Source organism: Tamlana carrageenivorans (genome assembly GCF_002893765.1).
Taxonomy (GTDB): Bacteria; Bacteroidota; Bacteroidia; order Flavobacteriales; family Flavobacteriaceae; genus Pseudotamlana; species Pseudotamlana carrageenivorans.
The window spans coordinates 3034787-3051578 of record NZ_CP025938.1 but is presented as its reverse complement, the minus strand read 5'-3'; the positions used below and the strand labels follow the sequence as shown (position 1 = coordinate 3051578).

13 protein-coding genes are annotated in these 16792 nt (G+C 35.6%); 1 reads left to right on the top strand and 12 read right to left on the bottom strand.

The window, feature by feature from the left end:
- Positions 1-24: 24 nt before the first annotated feature.
- The 11 genes from C1A40_RS13225 to C1A40_RS13175 form a co-directional block, all read right to left on the bottom strand.
- Positions 25-1173: an alpha-hydroxy acid oxidase gene (locus C1A40_RS13225; RefSeq protein WP_102996300.1), complete on the bottom strand. Its 1149-nt coding sequence runs from the start codon at positions 1171-1173 to the stop codon at positions 25-27.
- Positions 1174-1185: 12 nt separating this feature from the next.
- Entirely contained in the window at positions 1186-2475 is a 1290-nt protein-coding gene (locus tag C1A40_RS13220) for a class II aldolase/adducin family protein (protein WP_102996299.1), read from the bottom strand.
- 34 nt (positions 2476-2509) lie between these two features.
- The gene (locus C1A40_RS13215) at positions 2510-3883 is read right to left on the bottom strand and encodes an FGGY-family carbohydrate kinase (protein WP_102996298.1); all 1374 of its coding nucleotides are present in this window, start codon (positions 3881-3883) and stop codon (positions 2510-2512) included.
- Positions 3884-3898: 15 nt separating this feature from the next.
- Positions 3899-5179, bottom strand: a complete 1281-nt coding sequence (locus tag C1A40_RS13210; protein WP_102997218.1) for a sugar isomerase — start codon at positions 5177-5179, stop codon at positions 3899-3901.
- 123 nt (positions 5180-5302) lie between these two features.
- Positions 5303-7408 (bottom strand): bifunctional aldolase/short-chain dehydrogenase, encoded by a 2106-nt coding sequence (locus C1A40_RS13205; RefSeq protein ID WP_102996297.1) that lies wholly within the window; start codon positions 7406-7408, stop codon positions 5303-5305.
- A 676-nt stretch (positions 7409-8084) separates the two neighbouring features.
- Positions 8085-9389, bottom strand: coding sequence for a TRAP transporter large permease (locus tag C1A40_RS13200; protein WP_199287709.1), 1305 nt, complete (start codon positions 9387-9389; stop codon positions 8085-8087).
- Complete coding sequence (locus C1A40_RS13195; protein ID WP_102996296.1) at positions 9386-9877, bottom strand: TRAP transporter small permease; 492 nt, start codon at positions 9875-9877, stop codon at positions 9386-9388. Before C1A40_RS13195 ends, C1A40_RS13200 begins: the two co-directional genes overlap by 4 nt.
- 2 nt (positions 9878-9879) lie before the next feature.
- Positions 9880-10863, bottom strand: coding sequence for a TRAP transporter substrate-binding protein (locus C1A40_RS13190; RefSeq protein ID WP_102996295.1), 984 nt, complete (start codon positions 10861-10863; stop codon positions 9880-9882).
- Positions 10850-12286 (bottom strand): glucuronate isomerase, encoded by a 1437-nt coding sequence (gene uxaC / locus C1A40_RS13185; RefSeq protein ID WP_102996294.1) that lies wholly within the window; start codon positions 12284-12286, stop codon positions 10850-10852. Before uxaC ends, C1A40_RS13190 begins: the two co-directional genes overlap by 14 nt.
- A 1-nt stretch (position 12287) precedes the next feature.
- A complete protein-coding gene (uxuA, locus tag C1A40_RS13180; protein ID WP_102996293.1) occupies positions 12288-13463 on the bottom strand; it encodes a mannonate dehydratase in 1176 nt (391 codons plus the stop codon).
- 21 nt (positions 13464-13484) lie between these two features.
- The gene (locus tag C1A40_RS13175) at positions 13485-14312 is read right to left on the bottom strand and encodes an SDR family oxidoreductase (RefSeq protein WP_102996292.1); all 828 of its coding nucleotides are present in this window, start codon (positions 14310-14312) and stop codon (positions 13485-13487) included.
- 146 nt (positions 14313-14458) lie between these two features.
- Here C1A40_RS13175 and C1A40_RS13170 point away from each other — a divergent pair, with 146 nt between their 5' ends.
- Positions 14459-15541, top strand: coding sequence for a LacI family DNA-binding transcriptional regulator (locus tag C1A40_RS13170; RefSeq protein ID WP_102996291.1), 1083 nt, complete (start codon positions 14459-14461; stop codon positions 15539-15541).
- 93 nt (positions 15542-15634) lie between these two features.
- On the opposite strand, the gene C1A40_RS13165 is transcribed toward C1A40_RS13170, so the two are convergent.
- Positions 15635-16735 carry a glycoside hydrolase family 88 protein gene (locus C1A40_RS13165; protein WP_241910421.1) on the bottom strand — a complete coding sequence of 367 codons (1101 nt, stop codon included), beginning with the start codon at positions 16733-16735 and terminating at the stop codon, positions 15635-15637.
- Positions 16736-16792 lie beyond the last annotated feature (57 nt).

Below are 16792 nucleotides of genomic sequence, written 5' to 3'. Positions count from 1 at the left end.
TTTGATAAGCTTTATTGAATTCTATTATTTAACTAAGTGGTTTGGAAAATCGCGTGTCGTTTCACAACAAAGCTGATCCATAACTTGTTGTAATTCTGTTTTCAATAAAGAAATTGTATGATTTCCACCTGCATTTCCAAGGGCTGAAACGCCATACATAAATGAACGTCCCATAAAAGTGAATTTAGCACCACTAGCCATGGCACGTGCAACATCGGGTCCTGAACGAATACCACTATCCATCATCACTTCAATTTGATCGCCATATTTTTCGGCAATTGTAGATAATGGCTTTATTGTAGATTCTCCTGCATCTAATTGACGCCCACCATGATTGGACACAATAATACCATCTAAGCCTAAACGAATAGCCTCTTCGGCATCTTCATGACTCGCAACACCCTTAATCACTAACTTCCCTTTCCACATATCGCGAATAGGTTTAATTTTTTCTTCATTTAATCGGCCACTAAAAGTGTCATCCATAAACTTCCCCAACTGGGTTAAATCTAATCCTTTAGGCATATAAGGCTTTAAAACCTCAAAATTTGGAATTCCATGTTTTAGGGTTTGCAAACTCCAATCTGGTCGCCCAAATGCTTGTAAAATATTTGTTAGATTCATTTTTGGCGGCATAGCCAAACCGTTTCTTATATCTCTTGGTCTAAAACCGAATGTAGGCACGTCGCAAAGGATTACCAACACAGGACATTCTGCTGCTTCAGCGCGTTTAATTATATCGTCTCTCAACTTATCTTCGGTTGGATGATACAATTGAAACCAAGCTTTCCCTTCGGTTAATTCGCTTGCACGCTCAATACTTGTAGTTGTTACAGTACTTAATATAAAAGGAATATTATGCTCGAATGCGGCTTTGGCTAAAATCTCTGGAGAATTTGGCCATATTAGTCCTTGTAAACCAACTGGAGCAATCCCGAAAGGGGCATCATATTCTATCCCGAATAAATTTGTTTTTAATGACGACCCTTTATGTGCCCTTAAATAATTTGGCTTAAGTTGTACATCTCTTAACTCAGACGTATTTCGTATTAGATTAACATCTTCATTACATCCTCCATCTAAATATTCAAAAGCAAATTTTGGTATTTTTTTTTGTGCCCTAGCCCTTAAATCATCAATTGAAGGGTAACGGGTATCGAACTTCATGGCCATAATTTTCTTTTTTTATGATAAAAACTTTTTTCGTAAATCTTCAACCTGATCATCGTTAATAGGAACCATTTCGCCAAGCGAATTTCCTAAAACTATAGATTTTGCACTAAATTCGGCAACCTCCAAATAATCGAAAGTTTGAAGCAATTTGTCACCTGTAATAATCACAGAATCGTTTTCAATAATAACTGCAGTAGCGCAATTATCAACGATTTCAGTATTGTTATTTTCCCTAAAATGATCGCCATATTTCACCATGCTTATATCTTGTAAAAAGATCCAACTTTCAGGTATGGTACGCACATTTAAAAAGCTTTTTGTTACTCCAAAGGCCATTAAATACGGAGATTGTGTCATTATAATAGAGTTTACATCGGGGTTACGGTTGTAAATCTCCTGATGAATCCAAGCAGCTCTACTCGGTTTTTTACTAGCTTCACGCTTACCATCTTTTATTTGTACAATATCATCTAAATCTAAATCCCATCGATTTATTCCTGTTGGTGTTATAAGAAAATCGTTATCATTCCATCGCATGGAAACCGTTCCGTAAGAACTTATCATTAATCCCTGCTGACAAGAACGTTGTACGATTTGACAAATTTCTAGGCGTTTCTCAACTTCATCTGCAGGATACTCGGTGATCTCCATTTCTGGTAAAACGCCTGTAGCTTGAGCTTCAAATTCATCAATTTGCCCATCAGTTAAATAATGCGGTTTTCCAATTTGAGAACCATACAAAATAGTGCGTGCACAAAATTCTAAAGCTTCAAAACGTTCAAAGGCATCCGTTAAATCACTTCCTCCTAAAACGGTACCATGATTTTCCATAATGATGGCCTTAAATCCTTTTTTAAATTCTTCGGCAATCACATCTCCTAAATCTTCACTCCCAGGTAATCGATATTCTGCATAGCCTATAGGACCACATATATGTTTAGCTTGAGAAATGATATTCGTATTTGGTATTTGACGCACAATACTGAACGACACTAAGGCAGGAGGATGGGCATGAATAACAGATTTTATATCTGGACGCGCTTCATAAATGGCTTTATGAAATGGAAATTCTGAAGATGGTTTATGTTTACCTATTATAGTACCATCTTTTTTAACACAAATAATATCCGATGCTCTTAATGAGCCTTTATCAATCGCTGAAGGGGTTACCCAAATATCACCATTTTCATCAATTATAGAAATATTACCACCAGAAGTTGTGGTCATTCCGCGTTTGTAAATTCTACTTATAATGGTAGTAATTTGATCTCTTGGATGAATTAATTTAGTTTTTCTAGTCATTTTTTTAAGTTGAATATTAAATATATCCTAATAATTAACTCACTATAAAAGGCACATGCTTTTTAAGAGCGTAATTCTTTTTTAGAAATTTTGAATTTAATTTAGCATCAGAAATAGCAATAGCAGCCCCCAATGCAGAGCCTAAAGAGGAATCGGTGGTACGCAACTTCATATGTCTAAATTCATGCGCTAGCAATTTTATATACACGTCGTTATCACTAAATCCGCCATCCACATAAATTCTTGAAATCGCATCGGTACCGATGGCTTTCTGAATACTTTTTATTTGAAGTAATACCAGCTCGGTCATTAATTGATGATACGCATGTTCGTAATTTTCAAATTCCATATTGGTTTTTTCAGCCATGGTTTCATCATCAATACTTTCCCATTTAAAACAATGTTTAAAATTGTCTGTAATTTTTGAATACAACTCGTAATCAAACTTAACATGGCGGTGATAATCATCGGCAACGCCAAAAGCGTCATCTAATTTCTTTACTTGTAATTTATATTCATTACCTAAAAATAATCGTGTAGCTTTTACAGGCTTTCCATTAATTCGCATGTAATTAATGGCTTCATTACCTTCTACTTCCGAAGCAATAGCTTGCTCTGTAAACGGATTAAAAACAATGCTCCACGTTCCTGTAGATACTAATACAAATTTCTTTTTAATACTTCTTACATAAGGTAGAAGTGCTGCAGAACTATCGTGAATACCAACGCCAATCTTAATACGCTTGCCGTTGTAATTCATATTAACACTAGTTTCTGTTGATACGATTGGTGGTAATATTTTATTAAACCCTTCGCTGTACACCCAACTGTGATAATCCTTTTGCGCATAGTCCCAAAGTGCTGTGTGGCAACCAATACTGGTGTATTCACTTAAAGGAATTCCTGTAAAAATATAACTTAGATATTGTGGTAAATGCAGGGTGTATTTTATTTTTTTATAAACCTCAGGCTGTTCTTTTTTCAGCCAATACAGCTGTAAACCTGAGTTTAACATACTTAAGTCTGAACAACCTGTCGTTTTAAGAAAGGCTTCTCTAGGCCCATAAGTATCAAAAAAAGAAGTAACAATATGTTCTGGAAGCGGTTTTGTATAATTGTAAAGTGGTGTTAAAGGATTGCCATTTTCGTCGATATGAACCAAACTCGCTCCATAGGTAGAAAAATTAATAGCTTTCACCTCGAATTCCTTCGCTTTAAGAATACGATTAAAAACCCCTTTTAACCAATCATGCAATGCCGGAAGGTTTTCTGTAGGGTGCCCATCTTCATCTGTAATTTCATCAAAAGATATGTATTCCTTGTGTACCTCTTTAAAATCTTTGTCGAACAGGAAGAATTTCTTGTTCGTTTTACCAATATCAAATACTGCTGTTACTTTTTTTTTCATCAATCTAAGCGTTAATTATAATCCGGAAGCCATGCTGTGTTTTCCGCGTTCTTGAATTAAAGTCGCTCTAATTTGAAGTTCGCGATAAAGCGCTAACGGATTTAAAGCGCCTCCCGATTGCAGTCTTGCTTGTGCTAATAACGGACGTACATCGGTACGGTATGCCTTTTGTAAAATTTCTTGACATGCTACAACATCGTTTGCCGATTGCGCTTCTTTTAATAAGTTTTGATCTACCAATAAGGCTTTTGCATAGGCTTCTTGAATGGCTTCTAAAGATTGTATTAAATCTTCTAAAGGATCTTTAATGTTATGACTCGCATCAATCATCCAAGATAAATCTGGGTTCTGTGGATTGTTTTGCATGCCATAAACCAATTCGTTAAAAATTAAGAATAAGGCATATGGTTTTATACTTCCAACAGTAACATCATCATCACCATACTTACTATCGTTAAAATGGAATCCGCCTAATTTACCTTTTAGCATTAAGGTTGATACAATCTGTTCGATGTTTGTATTTGGTAAGTGATGCCCTAAATCTACCAGCGTATACGCTTTATCACCACAAGCATTGGCTAACATAAAAGAAGTACCCCAATCTTGAATGACGGTGCTGTAAAAGTTAGGCTCGTAAGGTTTATACTCAATAAACAGTTTCCAGTCGTCTGGAAGTGTTTTATAAATTGCTTTTAAACTGTTCTCAGTATTTGAAAGTGCCGTTTGAAAATTATTTTGACCAGGGAAATTTGAACCATCGGCTAACCAAACGGTTAAACTTTTTGAACCTAATTTTTCGCCTATTTTTATAACCTCTTGGTTATGGGCAATGGCTTGCTCGCGAACTGCTTGACTGGTGTTGCTTAAAGAGCCATACTTATAACTTTCCTTAGCATTTTTTTGATCTTGAAAAGTGTTAGAATTTACAGCATCGAACTTTAAATTTAAGCTATTTGCTTGTTCTTTAATCGCATTATAATCTTCAGGAATATCCCAAGGAATATGTAACGACACCGCTCCTGCTGTTTGTGTTAAACTGTGTAAAAGTCCAACATCATCTAACTTCTGAGTTAAATTCGAAGGTTCGCCATAAAATGAAAAGCGTCCGAAACGCGTTCCACCAGCACCCAAAGCCCAACTAGGAATAGCCACTTGAAACTTTGCCAGTGCATTAATAACATTTTTAGTATTTACACCAGATTTATCTAAGGTATTCGCTAAAAAATCAAATTGATTTTGATGTTCTTCGCTTCCTTTTTTATTAAAATCTGATATTTGAGATTCTTGTAATTTCATAATTCCTAATATTTTTAATAACACCTTCCATTGGGTTCCCAATGGAAGGCATTTATAACAATCTAATTCCTATTTAATTAACTTTTAAAAACCATAATTAATTAAATACATACTATAAAGAGTCTAACGCACAAACGCATTAGCCATACCGCCATCTACATTAATAATGTTTCCGGTTGATTTATCTAAAACCCCAACAAGAGCAAATACGCCATTGGCAATATCGTCTGGAGTAATAATTTCGTTTAATAAATTTCTTTTGGCGTAAAATGCTGGCAATTCTTCAACAGTAATACCGTTTGCTTTTGCGCGTCCTTCTGCCCAAGCACCTTCCCAAATTTTACTTCCTACAATAACACCATCTGGGTTTACGGTGTTTACTCTAATTTTATCTTTGGCTAATTCGGCAGCTAATAAACGTACCATGTGTTGTTGCGCTGCTTTTGCAGTACCGTAAGCCACATTGTTTGGTCCCGCAACCAATCCGTTTTTACTAGCTATTGAAATATAATCGCCACCTAAGTTTTGTTTTCTCATGATTTCGGTTGAAAACTTCGCTAGGTTAAATTGTCCTTTTACTAAGATGTTTTGTAAAATATCCCAATCTTTATCCGTTGTTTCTTCTAAAGGCTTAGAAATAGCTAATCCTGCACTGTGCACCACAATATCTACACCTCCAAATTCAATACATGCTTTTTTGTAAGCTGAAGCAATAGAATCGGTGTTGGTAACATCGCAAACTGCCGTTGCAGCAACATCGCGTTTATAGGTTGCTAGTGCTTCTGCAAGACTATCTTCATTAATATCGGTAAGAACGACATTCGCACCTTCAGCAGCTAATTTATCGGCAATGGCTTTTCCAATGCCACCTCCTGCACCAGTAACAAAGGCTACTTTGCGAGATAAGGGTTGCTCTTTTGGCATACGCTGTAATTTAGCTTCTTCTAATAACCAATACTCGATATCAAACGCTTCTTGTCTTGGTAAAGACGTGTATGATGAAATGGCTTCTGCCCCACGCATTACGTTAATGGCATTGATATAAAACTCGCTAGCTACACGGGTGGTTTGCTTGTTTTTTGCAAAACTGAACATCCCAACACCTGGATAAATAATAATTACCGGATTGGCATCACGAATGGCTGGACTGTTGTCCTTTTTACATGTGTTGTAGTAATCGGCGTATTCTTGTCGGTAAGTTTCAAAAGCAGGTTCTAATTTTTTAAGAACAGCTTCAGAGTCTGATAAATCTTCATTTTTATCTAAGGTCAACACTAAAGGTTGAATTTTTGTTCTTAAGAAATGATCTGGACATGAAGTTCCCATAGGAGCCAAACGTTCTAAATCATTACTGTTTATGTATTCTAAAACAACATCGGTATCAGAAAAATGACCAATCATTCTGTTTTCCGAAGAACATAAACCTCTTAACAAAGGCATTAATTGTGCTCCTTTTTCTAAACGCTCTTCTTGTGGTAAAGATTCTATTTTTTGTCCGCCAAATACAGATCCTTTTTCAGCGATCTTTTTTTCGATGTACTCGGAAGCCATTTCAATAACTTCCAAGCTATTGATGTAACAGTCGTAAGAGGTATCTCCCCAAGTAAATAATCCATGAGATCCTAAAACGATACCACGAATACCAGGATTATCGGCTAAACATTTTTCTAATTGTAAACCAAGGTCGAAACCTGGACGTTGCCAAGGTACCCACCCCATAGTATCACCCCAAATTTCTTTGGTTACTTTTTCACTATCCTCTGCTGCCGCAACGGCTATTAAAGCATCGGGATGTAAGTGATCGATATGTGCAAATGGTAATAAACCATGTAAAGGCGTATCAATAGATGGTGCTTTACTGTCTAAATCGTAAATACAATGGTTAAAAAGTCCAACCATACGGTCTTCATCCTCTAAACCGCCATAAACATTTTTTAAATCACGTAAACGATCGGTATACAAACCTGCAATGCCTGCACGTGTTAAAGTTCCAATGTCCCCTCCAGAACCTTTCACCCACATTACTTCTACATTATCTCCTGTTAAGGGATCTTTTTCTATAGTTTTACAACTGGTGTTTCCTCCACCATAATTGGTGATTCTTAAATCGGCTCCTAAGATGTTAGAGCGGTATAAAAACAGTGCTACTTGGTCATCGCCTAATTCGGCTGCTTTTTCATTATCCCAAAGGTAATCTACGTGGTTATAAGTGGTAACAAGACTATCCATATTCTTATTTTAAAATTAATAGTGTTGTAAAACTAAAACGAAACAAAGTGTCATCTATCCTGCATTACACTGTATTCGTTAAAAAAAACAGCTTTCTTTTGGTTATTTTAACTGTTTTTACGCCTTTTTTTTAAATAAAAGAGAGGTATATTTATAAATAAATAAATAAATAAGCTTTATTTATAACAGCCTGAAAAAACAAAACACTTATAAATTTAATGATTTTTGTTTACTTTTCTAAAGCTACACAAACAGATTAAACACTTTAAAACCAATTCACTATGTAGTAGTTGTTTTTTTGTTTATGTTAAATTCTACTCTATTAGATATTATATTTTCAAGAATAGTCCTTCTCTAGTTCTGAAATACATATAGATGTCAAATTAATTTCTACATTAAAAGGTTATCGAATAAATATCAATCCCCCTACTTTACTAATACCATTTAAAAAAGAAACTTATCTACATCCTGTAAAAATTATGTTTCAATTTATCATTCTTTATGCTCTGATGGACATGACAACCTATTTAAATTACAAAGAAGACTACTGTTACCAATAGTCTTCTTTATGCTAATAATCGTATTTAATGAATTTTGGATATTAATATATGTTTCATTGTATCGTAAGGCATTCATGTTGTGACAAATAAAACTAACACACCTTAATTTGAGTTATTTACAACCCAAATAATCTAGGTAGAAACAGAGATATTTCAGGGATATAAGATATTAGCATTAAAACGGCAACCATTATTGCTAAAAATGGCAACAAAGGCTTAATCACCTGTGTTACAGAAATTTTGGCTACACTACTGCCCACAAAAAGCAATGTGCCTACTGGTGGCGTACAAATACCAATACATAAATTTAATACGATTACAATACCAAAATGCACAGGATCCATTCCTAAAGTAGTAACTACTGGCAAAAAAATAGGCGTAAAAATTAGTACGGCAGGCGTCATATCCATAAACGTACCAATAATGAGTAAAATAATGTTAATGGCTAAAAAGATGGCAAATTTATTACTTAGCTGGTCTAGTAAAAACGAACTAATCATATCTGGAATACTTTCAAAAGAAAACAACCAAGACATCGCCATTGATGTACAAATTAGAAACATAACCACAGCTGTAGTTTTTGCGCTAGACAGCAGTATTTTAGGGAAATCTTTAGTTTTCATATCGCCATAAACTAAAGCCAAAATGGCTGCGTATAAAACTGCGATTACAGAGGCTTCGGTTGCTGTAAAAACACCAGCTACAATACCACCTACCACGATAACCAATAGTAACAAACTAAAAAAAGCTTTTCTAAAATAAGTCCAAACTTCCTTTAAGGTAGCCCGTTTACCTTTGGCATAACCTCTTGTAATGGCTATAAATGCCACATAACCCATAATGGCAAAACCTAATAAAATTCCTGGTAAATAACCCGCAATAAATAAAGCCGCTACAGAAGCGGTACCTCCACTTGCCAAGGCATAAACAATTAAAATGTTACTTGGCGGAATTAATAATCCAGTTGTCGATGCTGTAATATTTACAGACGCACTCAGGGTTCTAGGATACCCTTCATCTTCCATTCTATCAGTCATGATACTTCCTATTGCAGAAGCAGCTGCCAAAGCTGAACCTGAAATGGCGCCAAAAAGCATGGAAGCCAAAACATTTACATAGGCTAGGCCACCTGGTAAACTCGCTACTAAAGATTTGGCAAAATTTATAAGCCTATTGGCAATGCCTCCCTGTTTCATAATTTCACCTGCCAAAATAAAAAATGGTATGGCTAATAAGGCAAAACTATCAATACCAGTCGTCATACGTTGGGCTATGGTTGTTAACCCTGGCAACCTATCAATATTTAGCAAAAGGCTTAAAGTAGTTGAAATTCCAATACTATAAGCCACAGGAACTTTTAACAATAAAAGAATAAAAAAACTACCAAACAAAACAATAATACTTAAAACTTCAATACTCATAATGCGTTTTTGTTTTTATAAATTTTTATAATATGATATACCGAAAAGCACATAATTAACAACCCGCTAAAAGGTAGAATAGCGTAAACGTATCCAAGAGGTACACGTAAAGTTCCCGAAAGTTGCTCTAAACGTAAGGTGATATATACCAAATTACCACCGCCAATGCCCATCACGATTGCCGCAAAAAGAAAGATGCATACCTCTATAAAAATGGATGCTTTTCGTTTATTTCTTAGCGAAAATTTACCGTATAAAAAATCCATAGACAGGTGTTCTCTTTTTGCATTTAAATAAGCCGCTCCTAAGATGGTCATCCAAATGAGAGAAAATCGGGCAAATTCTTCAGTCCATGTAAAAGAAGTCCCTAAAATATACCTGGAAAATACTTGGAAAAGCACATCTAATACCAAAAGGGCAAATACGCCTATTAAAAACCATTCCAGAAGTTTATTCACCTTATTAAAAACAAGCTCTGCTTTATCCATAATTACTTATTTTGTATTTTATTTACTGTAGTTTCCATCTCTGGAAATTCTTTTACAAATGCTTCAATAACCGATTTCGATTTTTCGGCAAACAAGGATTTATCCGGAATAATTACCTCTACCCCTGCTTCTTTTGCTATTTTCATAGATTCTTCAACAGAGTCGTTCCAGAATTTCTTTTGTGCTTGTGAAGATTCATCTGCTGCTGCTTGTACCCAAACTTTTTCTTCATCTGAAAGCGTATTCCAAAATTTGGTTCCTATTAAGAGAACATCTGGTACTGCTGAATGCTGATCTAATGTATAATATTTACTAATTTCATAATGGTTTGAAGATACGAATGAAGGCGGGTTATTCTCTGCGCCATCTACAACACCTTGCTGAATGGCTGTATAAAGTTCACCGTATGACAACGGCGTTGCAGAACCTCCCATAGCATTTACCATATTAATAGCCATTTGATTATTCATCACTCTAATTTTGAGCCCTTTTAAATCTTCTGGCGTTCTAATGGCTTTTTTACTAGTATAAAAGCTTCGGCTTCCAGCATCATAATAACACAAGCCGCGTAACCAAAACTTAGAGCCTTTCTCTAAAATCGATTTACCAATAGGCCCTTCTAAAACATCAAATTGATGTTGTTTGTCTCTAAACAAATATGGTATTCCTAAAATATGATATTCTGAAACAAAATTAGAAAGCGTTGCAGCACTTACTTTGGTGATGGCCACACTTCCTATTTGCAATAATTCTAAAACTTCACGCTCGGACCCCAATTGGCCATCAGGGAAAATTTTAATTCTAAGTGTACCATTCGATTTTTTTTCTAAGGCCTTTTTAAACTCTAAAATCCCTTTGTGTACAGGATGTGTTTGTGGCAATGTATGCCCTAAATAAAGAGTTTTTACAGTGTCTTCTTTTTTGCAGGATAAAAGGCAAAGGCTTACTAGCAATAGCAACGCAATTTTGTTTTTAATTTGCATCATTTGAATGGAGGTTATTAAAATTAAAATAGTTTACGGCATTATGATAACATATATCCTGAATCATTTTTCCTAAAAAAGTGATATCATTTGGTACTAAACCCTGTTTTAAATCCTCGGCAATAACATTACACAATAGCCTTCTAAAATATTCGTGCCTTGGGAATGATAAAAAACTTCTACTATCGGTTAACATGCCCACAAAACGACTTAACAAGCCCATGTTAGACAAGGTATTTAATTGCTTTTCCATACCATCTTTTTGGTCTAAAAACCACCAACCCGACCCCCATTGCATTTTACCTGGCGTGCCTCCTGTTTGGAAATTTCCCATCATGGTTGCGAACACTTCGTTTTGCGATGGATTTAAATTATAAGTGATTGTTTTCGCTAATTGGTTTGTTGAATTTAAGGAATTAAATAATGCCGACATAAATTCTGCCATAGGAAAATCGCCAATCGAATCGCAACCTGCATCTAAGCCCACTTGTTCAACTAACCGTGTGTTATTATTTCTGATGGGCCCTAAGTGGTATTGTTGAACCCAATTTAATTTATGATAGTATCTACCTAGATAAATGAATAGAAACGACCTGTATTTATTGATTTCTAAAGCTGAAAGAGGTTTAGAATCCAATCGTTTTTTGAAAATAACTGAAGCTTCCTCTAAAGTACAATCTTCCATCACCAAAGCTTCACCAACACCAAAATCTGATAATCGGCAGCCGTTTTCATTGAAGAAATTGAGTCTAGAATCAATCGCAGCAATAAATTCTGAAAAATTAGTTATTGAAACTTTTGAAGCAGCTTCCAGCTTTTTCAAATATCCTAAAAACGCATCTTCAGCAATAAAAAACAAAGCATCAGCTCTAAATGTAGGATAGACTTTCGTGAAAAAATCGGCTTTAGCAATTTGTTTATGATATGCTAAATCGTCTGTAGGATCGTCTGTTGTGCAAACCACTTCAACTTTCATTTGCTCTAAAAGTTGCGCAGGGGTTTTATGTTCTAAAATTTTATTGGCTTGCTGGTAAATCGTTTCTGCTGTACTGGATTGCAATACCAAATCGATATCGAAATAGCGTTTTAATTCTAAGTGTGTCCAATGAAACAACGGGTTTCTCAAAGTATAAGGTACTGTTTCTGCCCATTTTTTAAACTTATCTAATTTTGAAGCTGAACCTGTAATAAAATCCTCATCAACACCATTTGCTCGCATACCGCGCCATTTGTAATGATCGCCTTGTAACCAAGCATCAGTAAGGTTTTTAATGGGATTATCTTCAGCAATTTGCTTTGCCGATAAATGATTATGGTAATCAATAATAGGCATATCTTTTGCATACTCGTGGTACAAAACCTCGGCAGCTTTAGAATTCAACAAAAAGTTATCTGTTATAAATCCTTCCGAATCGATATGTTTCATTTTAAATGCATTTAGAGATACCTAATTCCAAACCACGTAATTCAGCAAGACCTCTTAAACGTCCAATTCCTGAATAGCCCGGATTTGTTTTCTTTTTCAAATCATCTAACATTTGGTGACCGTGATCTGGACGCATAGGGATGTTCCAATCATTTTTACCTTTTATTTTACGGTTACGTTCTTCTAAAATAATGGATTTTACCACATCCACCATCGGCACATCGCCTTCTAAATGATTGGCTTCATGAAAGTTTCCTGCTGCATCACGCTGAGTACTTCTTAAATGAATAAAATGAACGCGGTCTGCAAAACGCTTAAAAATTTGAACCAAATCATTGGAAGCAATAACGCCTAAAGACCCTGTACAAAATGTAATACCGTTAGATCTGTCTGGAACTTGCTCGAACAAATACGCATAATCTGCCTCGGTGCTTACCACACGTGGAAGTCCTAAAATTGGAAACGGCGGATCGTCTGGGTGGATACACATAAGCACCTCGTTTTGTGAAGCTACAGGAATAATCTCCTTTAAAAAAGCTACTAAATTCGCCTTTAACACCTTGGCATCAATATGGGCATAAGTATCTAAAACGGTTTGAAATTGTTCTAAGGTATACCCCTCTTCGGCACCAGGAAGCCCTGCAATAATATTGTTTACCAACTGGGTTTTGTCGGCATCAGTCATGCCTTCAAAATATTTTTTCGCAGCCGCTTGTTGCGCTTCGGTATAAGTTGCTTCTGCCCCTGGACGTTGCAATAAAAACAATTCGAAAGCAGCAAAAGCGGTCGCATTAAAACGTAGAGCGCGAGAACCATCGGGAACTTCGTAGTTTAAATCGGTACGCGTCCAATCTAAAACAGGCATAAAGTTATAACACACAATACCAATCCCACAAGCTGCTAAATTCTTTATGCTTTGTTTGTAGTTATCTATATATGTTTGAAAATTGCCAGATCTTGTTTTTATACTTTCATGCACTGGAATACTTTCTACTACACTCCACGTTAAACCAGCCTGTTCTATAACCGCTTTTCGTTCTAAAATATCTGTTGTATTCCAAACTGCACCATTAGGAATATGATGTAATGCCGATACAATTCCTGTTGCACCAGCTTGCTTAATATCTAATAAGGTTACCGGATCTTTAGGTCCGTACCATCTCCATGTTTGTTCCATAACTTCTAAATTATTATTTTTTTATACACCGCTATAAGCGCTAAATCCGCCATCGATTGGAATAACTACTCCCGTTACAAACGACGATGCATCGTCGCACAAATACAGCGTTGTGCTTATTAAGTCTTCTGGTTCGCCATAACGTCCCATGGGTGTCTGGTCTATAATTTGTTGTCCGCGTTGTGTTAAACTTCCATCGGTATTTGTAAGTAATGTTCGGTTTTGATCGGTTAAGAAAAACCCTGGCGCAAGCGCATTTACACGAATGCCAACTTTAGAAAAATGTACTGAAAGCCATTCTGTAAAATTTGAAACCGCTGCTTTCGCACCACTGTAAGCAGGTATTTTTGTTAACGGCGTAAAAGCATTCATAGACGAAATGTTTAAAATGCTACAACCTTTTTTACCCACCATATCTTTAGCGAAAACCTGCGTTGGTAGTAAGGTGCCAATAAAGTTTAAATTGAAAACAAACTCAATGCCCTTTGGGTCTAAATCGAAAAAGGTTTTAAAACCTTCTGTGGTATTTTGCAAATCGGCTTCTTCTAAAAACGGATTGGAAGTCGTTCCTAATGGATGGTTACCTCCTGCTCCATTTACTAAAATATCGCAAGCTCCTAAAGCCGTATTAATTTCGGTTTTAGCAGCCTCTAAAGAATCACGTTCTAATACATTGGCTACAACGCCTATGGCTGTTCCGCCCGCTGCTATAATGTCGCTAGCAACTTGCTCTGCCGTTTCTTTTTTTAAATCTAATACGGCTATTTTATGCCCTTGCTTTGCCAATGCTTTAGCTAGCGTACTACAAAGTACACCTCCAGCTCCTGTTAAAACAACTACTTTACTCATGATATGTTTTGTTAAATATTATTGATTTTTTCGTGTGCGCCCACGCAAATATAATAAAAAATAGTGTGCGCCCACGAAAAGTGTGGGTTATTTATAATATTTGTGTTAATTTGTAACTTCTAATAAAATTCAACACCCATATAGGCATGATTAGAATAAAGGATATTGCACAAGAAGCTCAAGTTTCTGAAGGGACGGTAGATCGTGTACTGCACAACCGTGGTGGTGTTTCCAAAAAAACAGAAGCCAAAGTTAAAAAGATTCTAGAGCGTCATAATTACAGTATAAACCCTGTAGCCAGTGCCTTAGCCTTAAAAAACAAACATACTATTGCGGTTTTAATTCCTGAACACAATGATACCGATGCCTTTTGGAAATCGCCTTATCTAGGAATTTTAAAAGCCATCGAGGATGTTAAAAGTTTAGGCATTCATGTGCAATGCTTTACGTTTAACCAGTATCAGCCTAGCTCCTATTTTGAAAGTTTTCAAGTTTTATTAGAATCACAACCCACAGCGGTCATTTTTGCTCCTATGTTTTTAGAAGAAACCCAAAAAATTGTGCAGCAACTAGATACCGTACAAATCCCTTATATTTTTTTAAACATTGATATTGAAGGATTCAATAACCTAGCTTATATCGGTCAGGATTCTTATACTTCCGGTTATATTGCTGGTAAGTTAATGCATATGGGCTTAGCCCCTAAATCGGATATATTAATTATTCAAGCTCGTGATTATATTGGTGACAATAATGCTATTGCTAAACGTATACAAGGCTTTCATGATTATTTTAAACAGCATCATATCAATACTGGAATTACGGCTTTAAAAATTGAAAGTTTAAATGATAGTAACCAAACTAAAGCACAGTTAAACCAAATTTTGAAGACGATACCTGCATTGGCAGGCATATTTATTCCCTCGAGTAGAACCTCAGCGGTAATAGACTGTTTTCAGGAAAGTGGATATGAAAATTTTAAAATTATTGGATTCGATAATACGCCACAAAACATGACCTACCTAAAACAGGATGCGGTTTCATTTTTAATATCACAAAAACCCTTTGAACAAGGTTATGAAGCTATACGGATTATGACCGATTTTTTAATAAAAGGTAAAACGCCTAATGAAAAGATTTACCTACCAATAGATATTCTCATTAAAGAAAATGTCATGTATAACGATATGAATCAAGCCATGTACGAAGGGACTTTAACAAATGAATAATACCTACCAGCACTTATTAAAACAAATAAACCGCTTACATTTGATGTAAGCGGTTTATATTTTACAAATTAATTAGCCCGAAGCCATTATCTTTTAATCCAATTCTTGTTTCCTAAGTAAGGCTTCTAAGAAATAATAATCGGCATATACTATAGGTTCATTTATTTCATCATTTTTAGGCCAATTTCCGGTACTATGATCTAAAATAAAAGGTCCTTTAACGGTGCTATCCAAAATATAATCTTTAGAATTTAAATGACTTAATACTTTGTTTGCAAACTCTAGATATCCTGTATCGTTTGTAAAAGTAAACAACTCAAATAATGCTGAAGTCACTACGGCTGCTGCCGAGGCATCTCTAGGTGCATTCGGGATTTTTGGATCGTTAAAATCCCAATACGGCACACCATCTTTGGGTAGATTTTTATGCTGCATATAGAATGCTGTTGTAGCTTTAGCCTGATTTAAATAAGCTGGATCTTTAGTGTAACGATAGCACATGGTATACCCATAAATAGCCCAAGCTTGTCCGCGTGCCCATGACGAATTTCTATTAAATCCTTGGTGGGTATCTTTGGTTTTTACAGCTCCAGAAATAGTATCATAATTAACCACATGAAAAACACTCTGATCTGCTCTAAACTGATTTTTTAAAGTCGTATTCGCATGCTTGACTGCTATTTGATGATAAATACTATCTCCAGACAGTTTTGTCGCTTCAAACAATAACTCTAAGTTCATCATATTATCGATAATCACTGGAAAATCCCATACGTCCTTATTAAAATCCCAAGACCTTATAGATTGTACGGTATCATGATATCGCGTAGTTAAAGTTTTAGCACTTTCTAAAATAACATCTTTGTAATACGAATTATTAGGATTTTGCTTTAAACCTTCACCAAAACTGCAATAGACCTTAAAACCCATATCGTGGGTTCTATCATTCTCCTTTTGATTTTCGACTAATTTTGTCCATGTTTTAGCCTTTTCTTGATATAATGTGTTTCCTGTTAATTTATATAATTGCCATAAATTACCTGGAAAAAAACCACTTGTCCAATCGTTAGAATTTACCGTTTGTATGGTTACAGGGTTTATACTCATACTTCTTGGAAAATTGTTAGCCCCTACTGGGTAATCCAATAATTTCTGGAATCGACTCTCTAAAGCAGACTTTAATTCTATCTGCATATTTTCTTTGTCAGTTTTAGCCTCAGACTTACACCCTATATTTAAGAATGTAAGCCC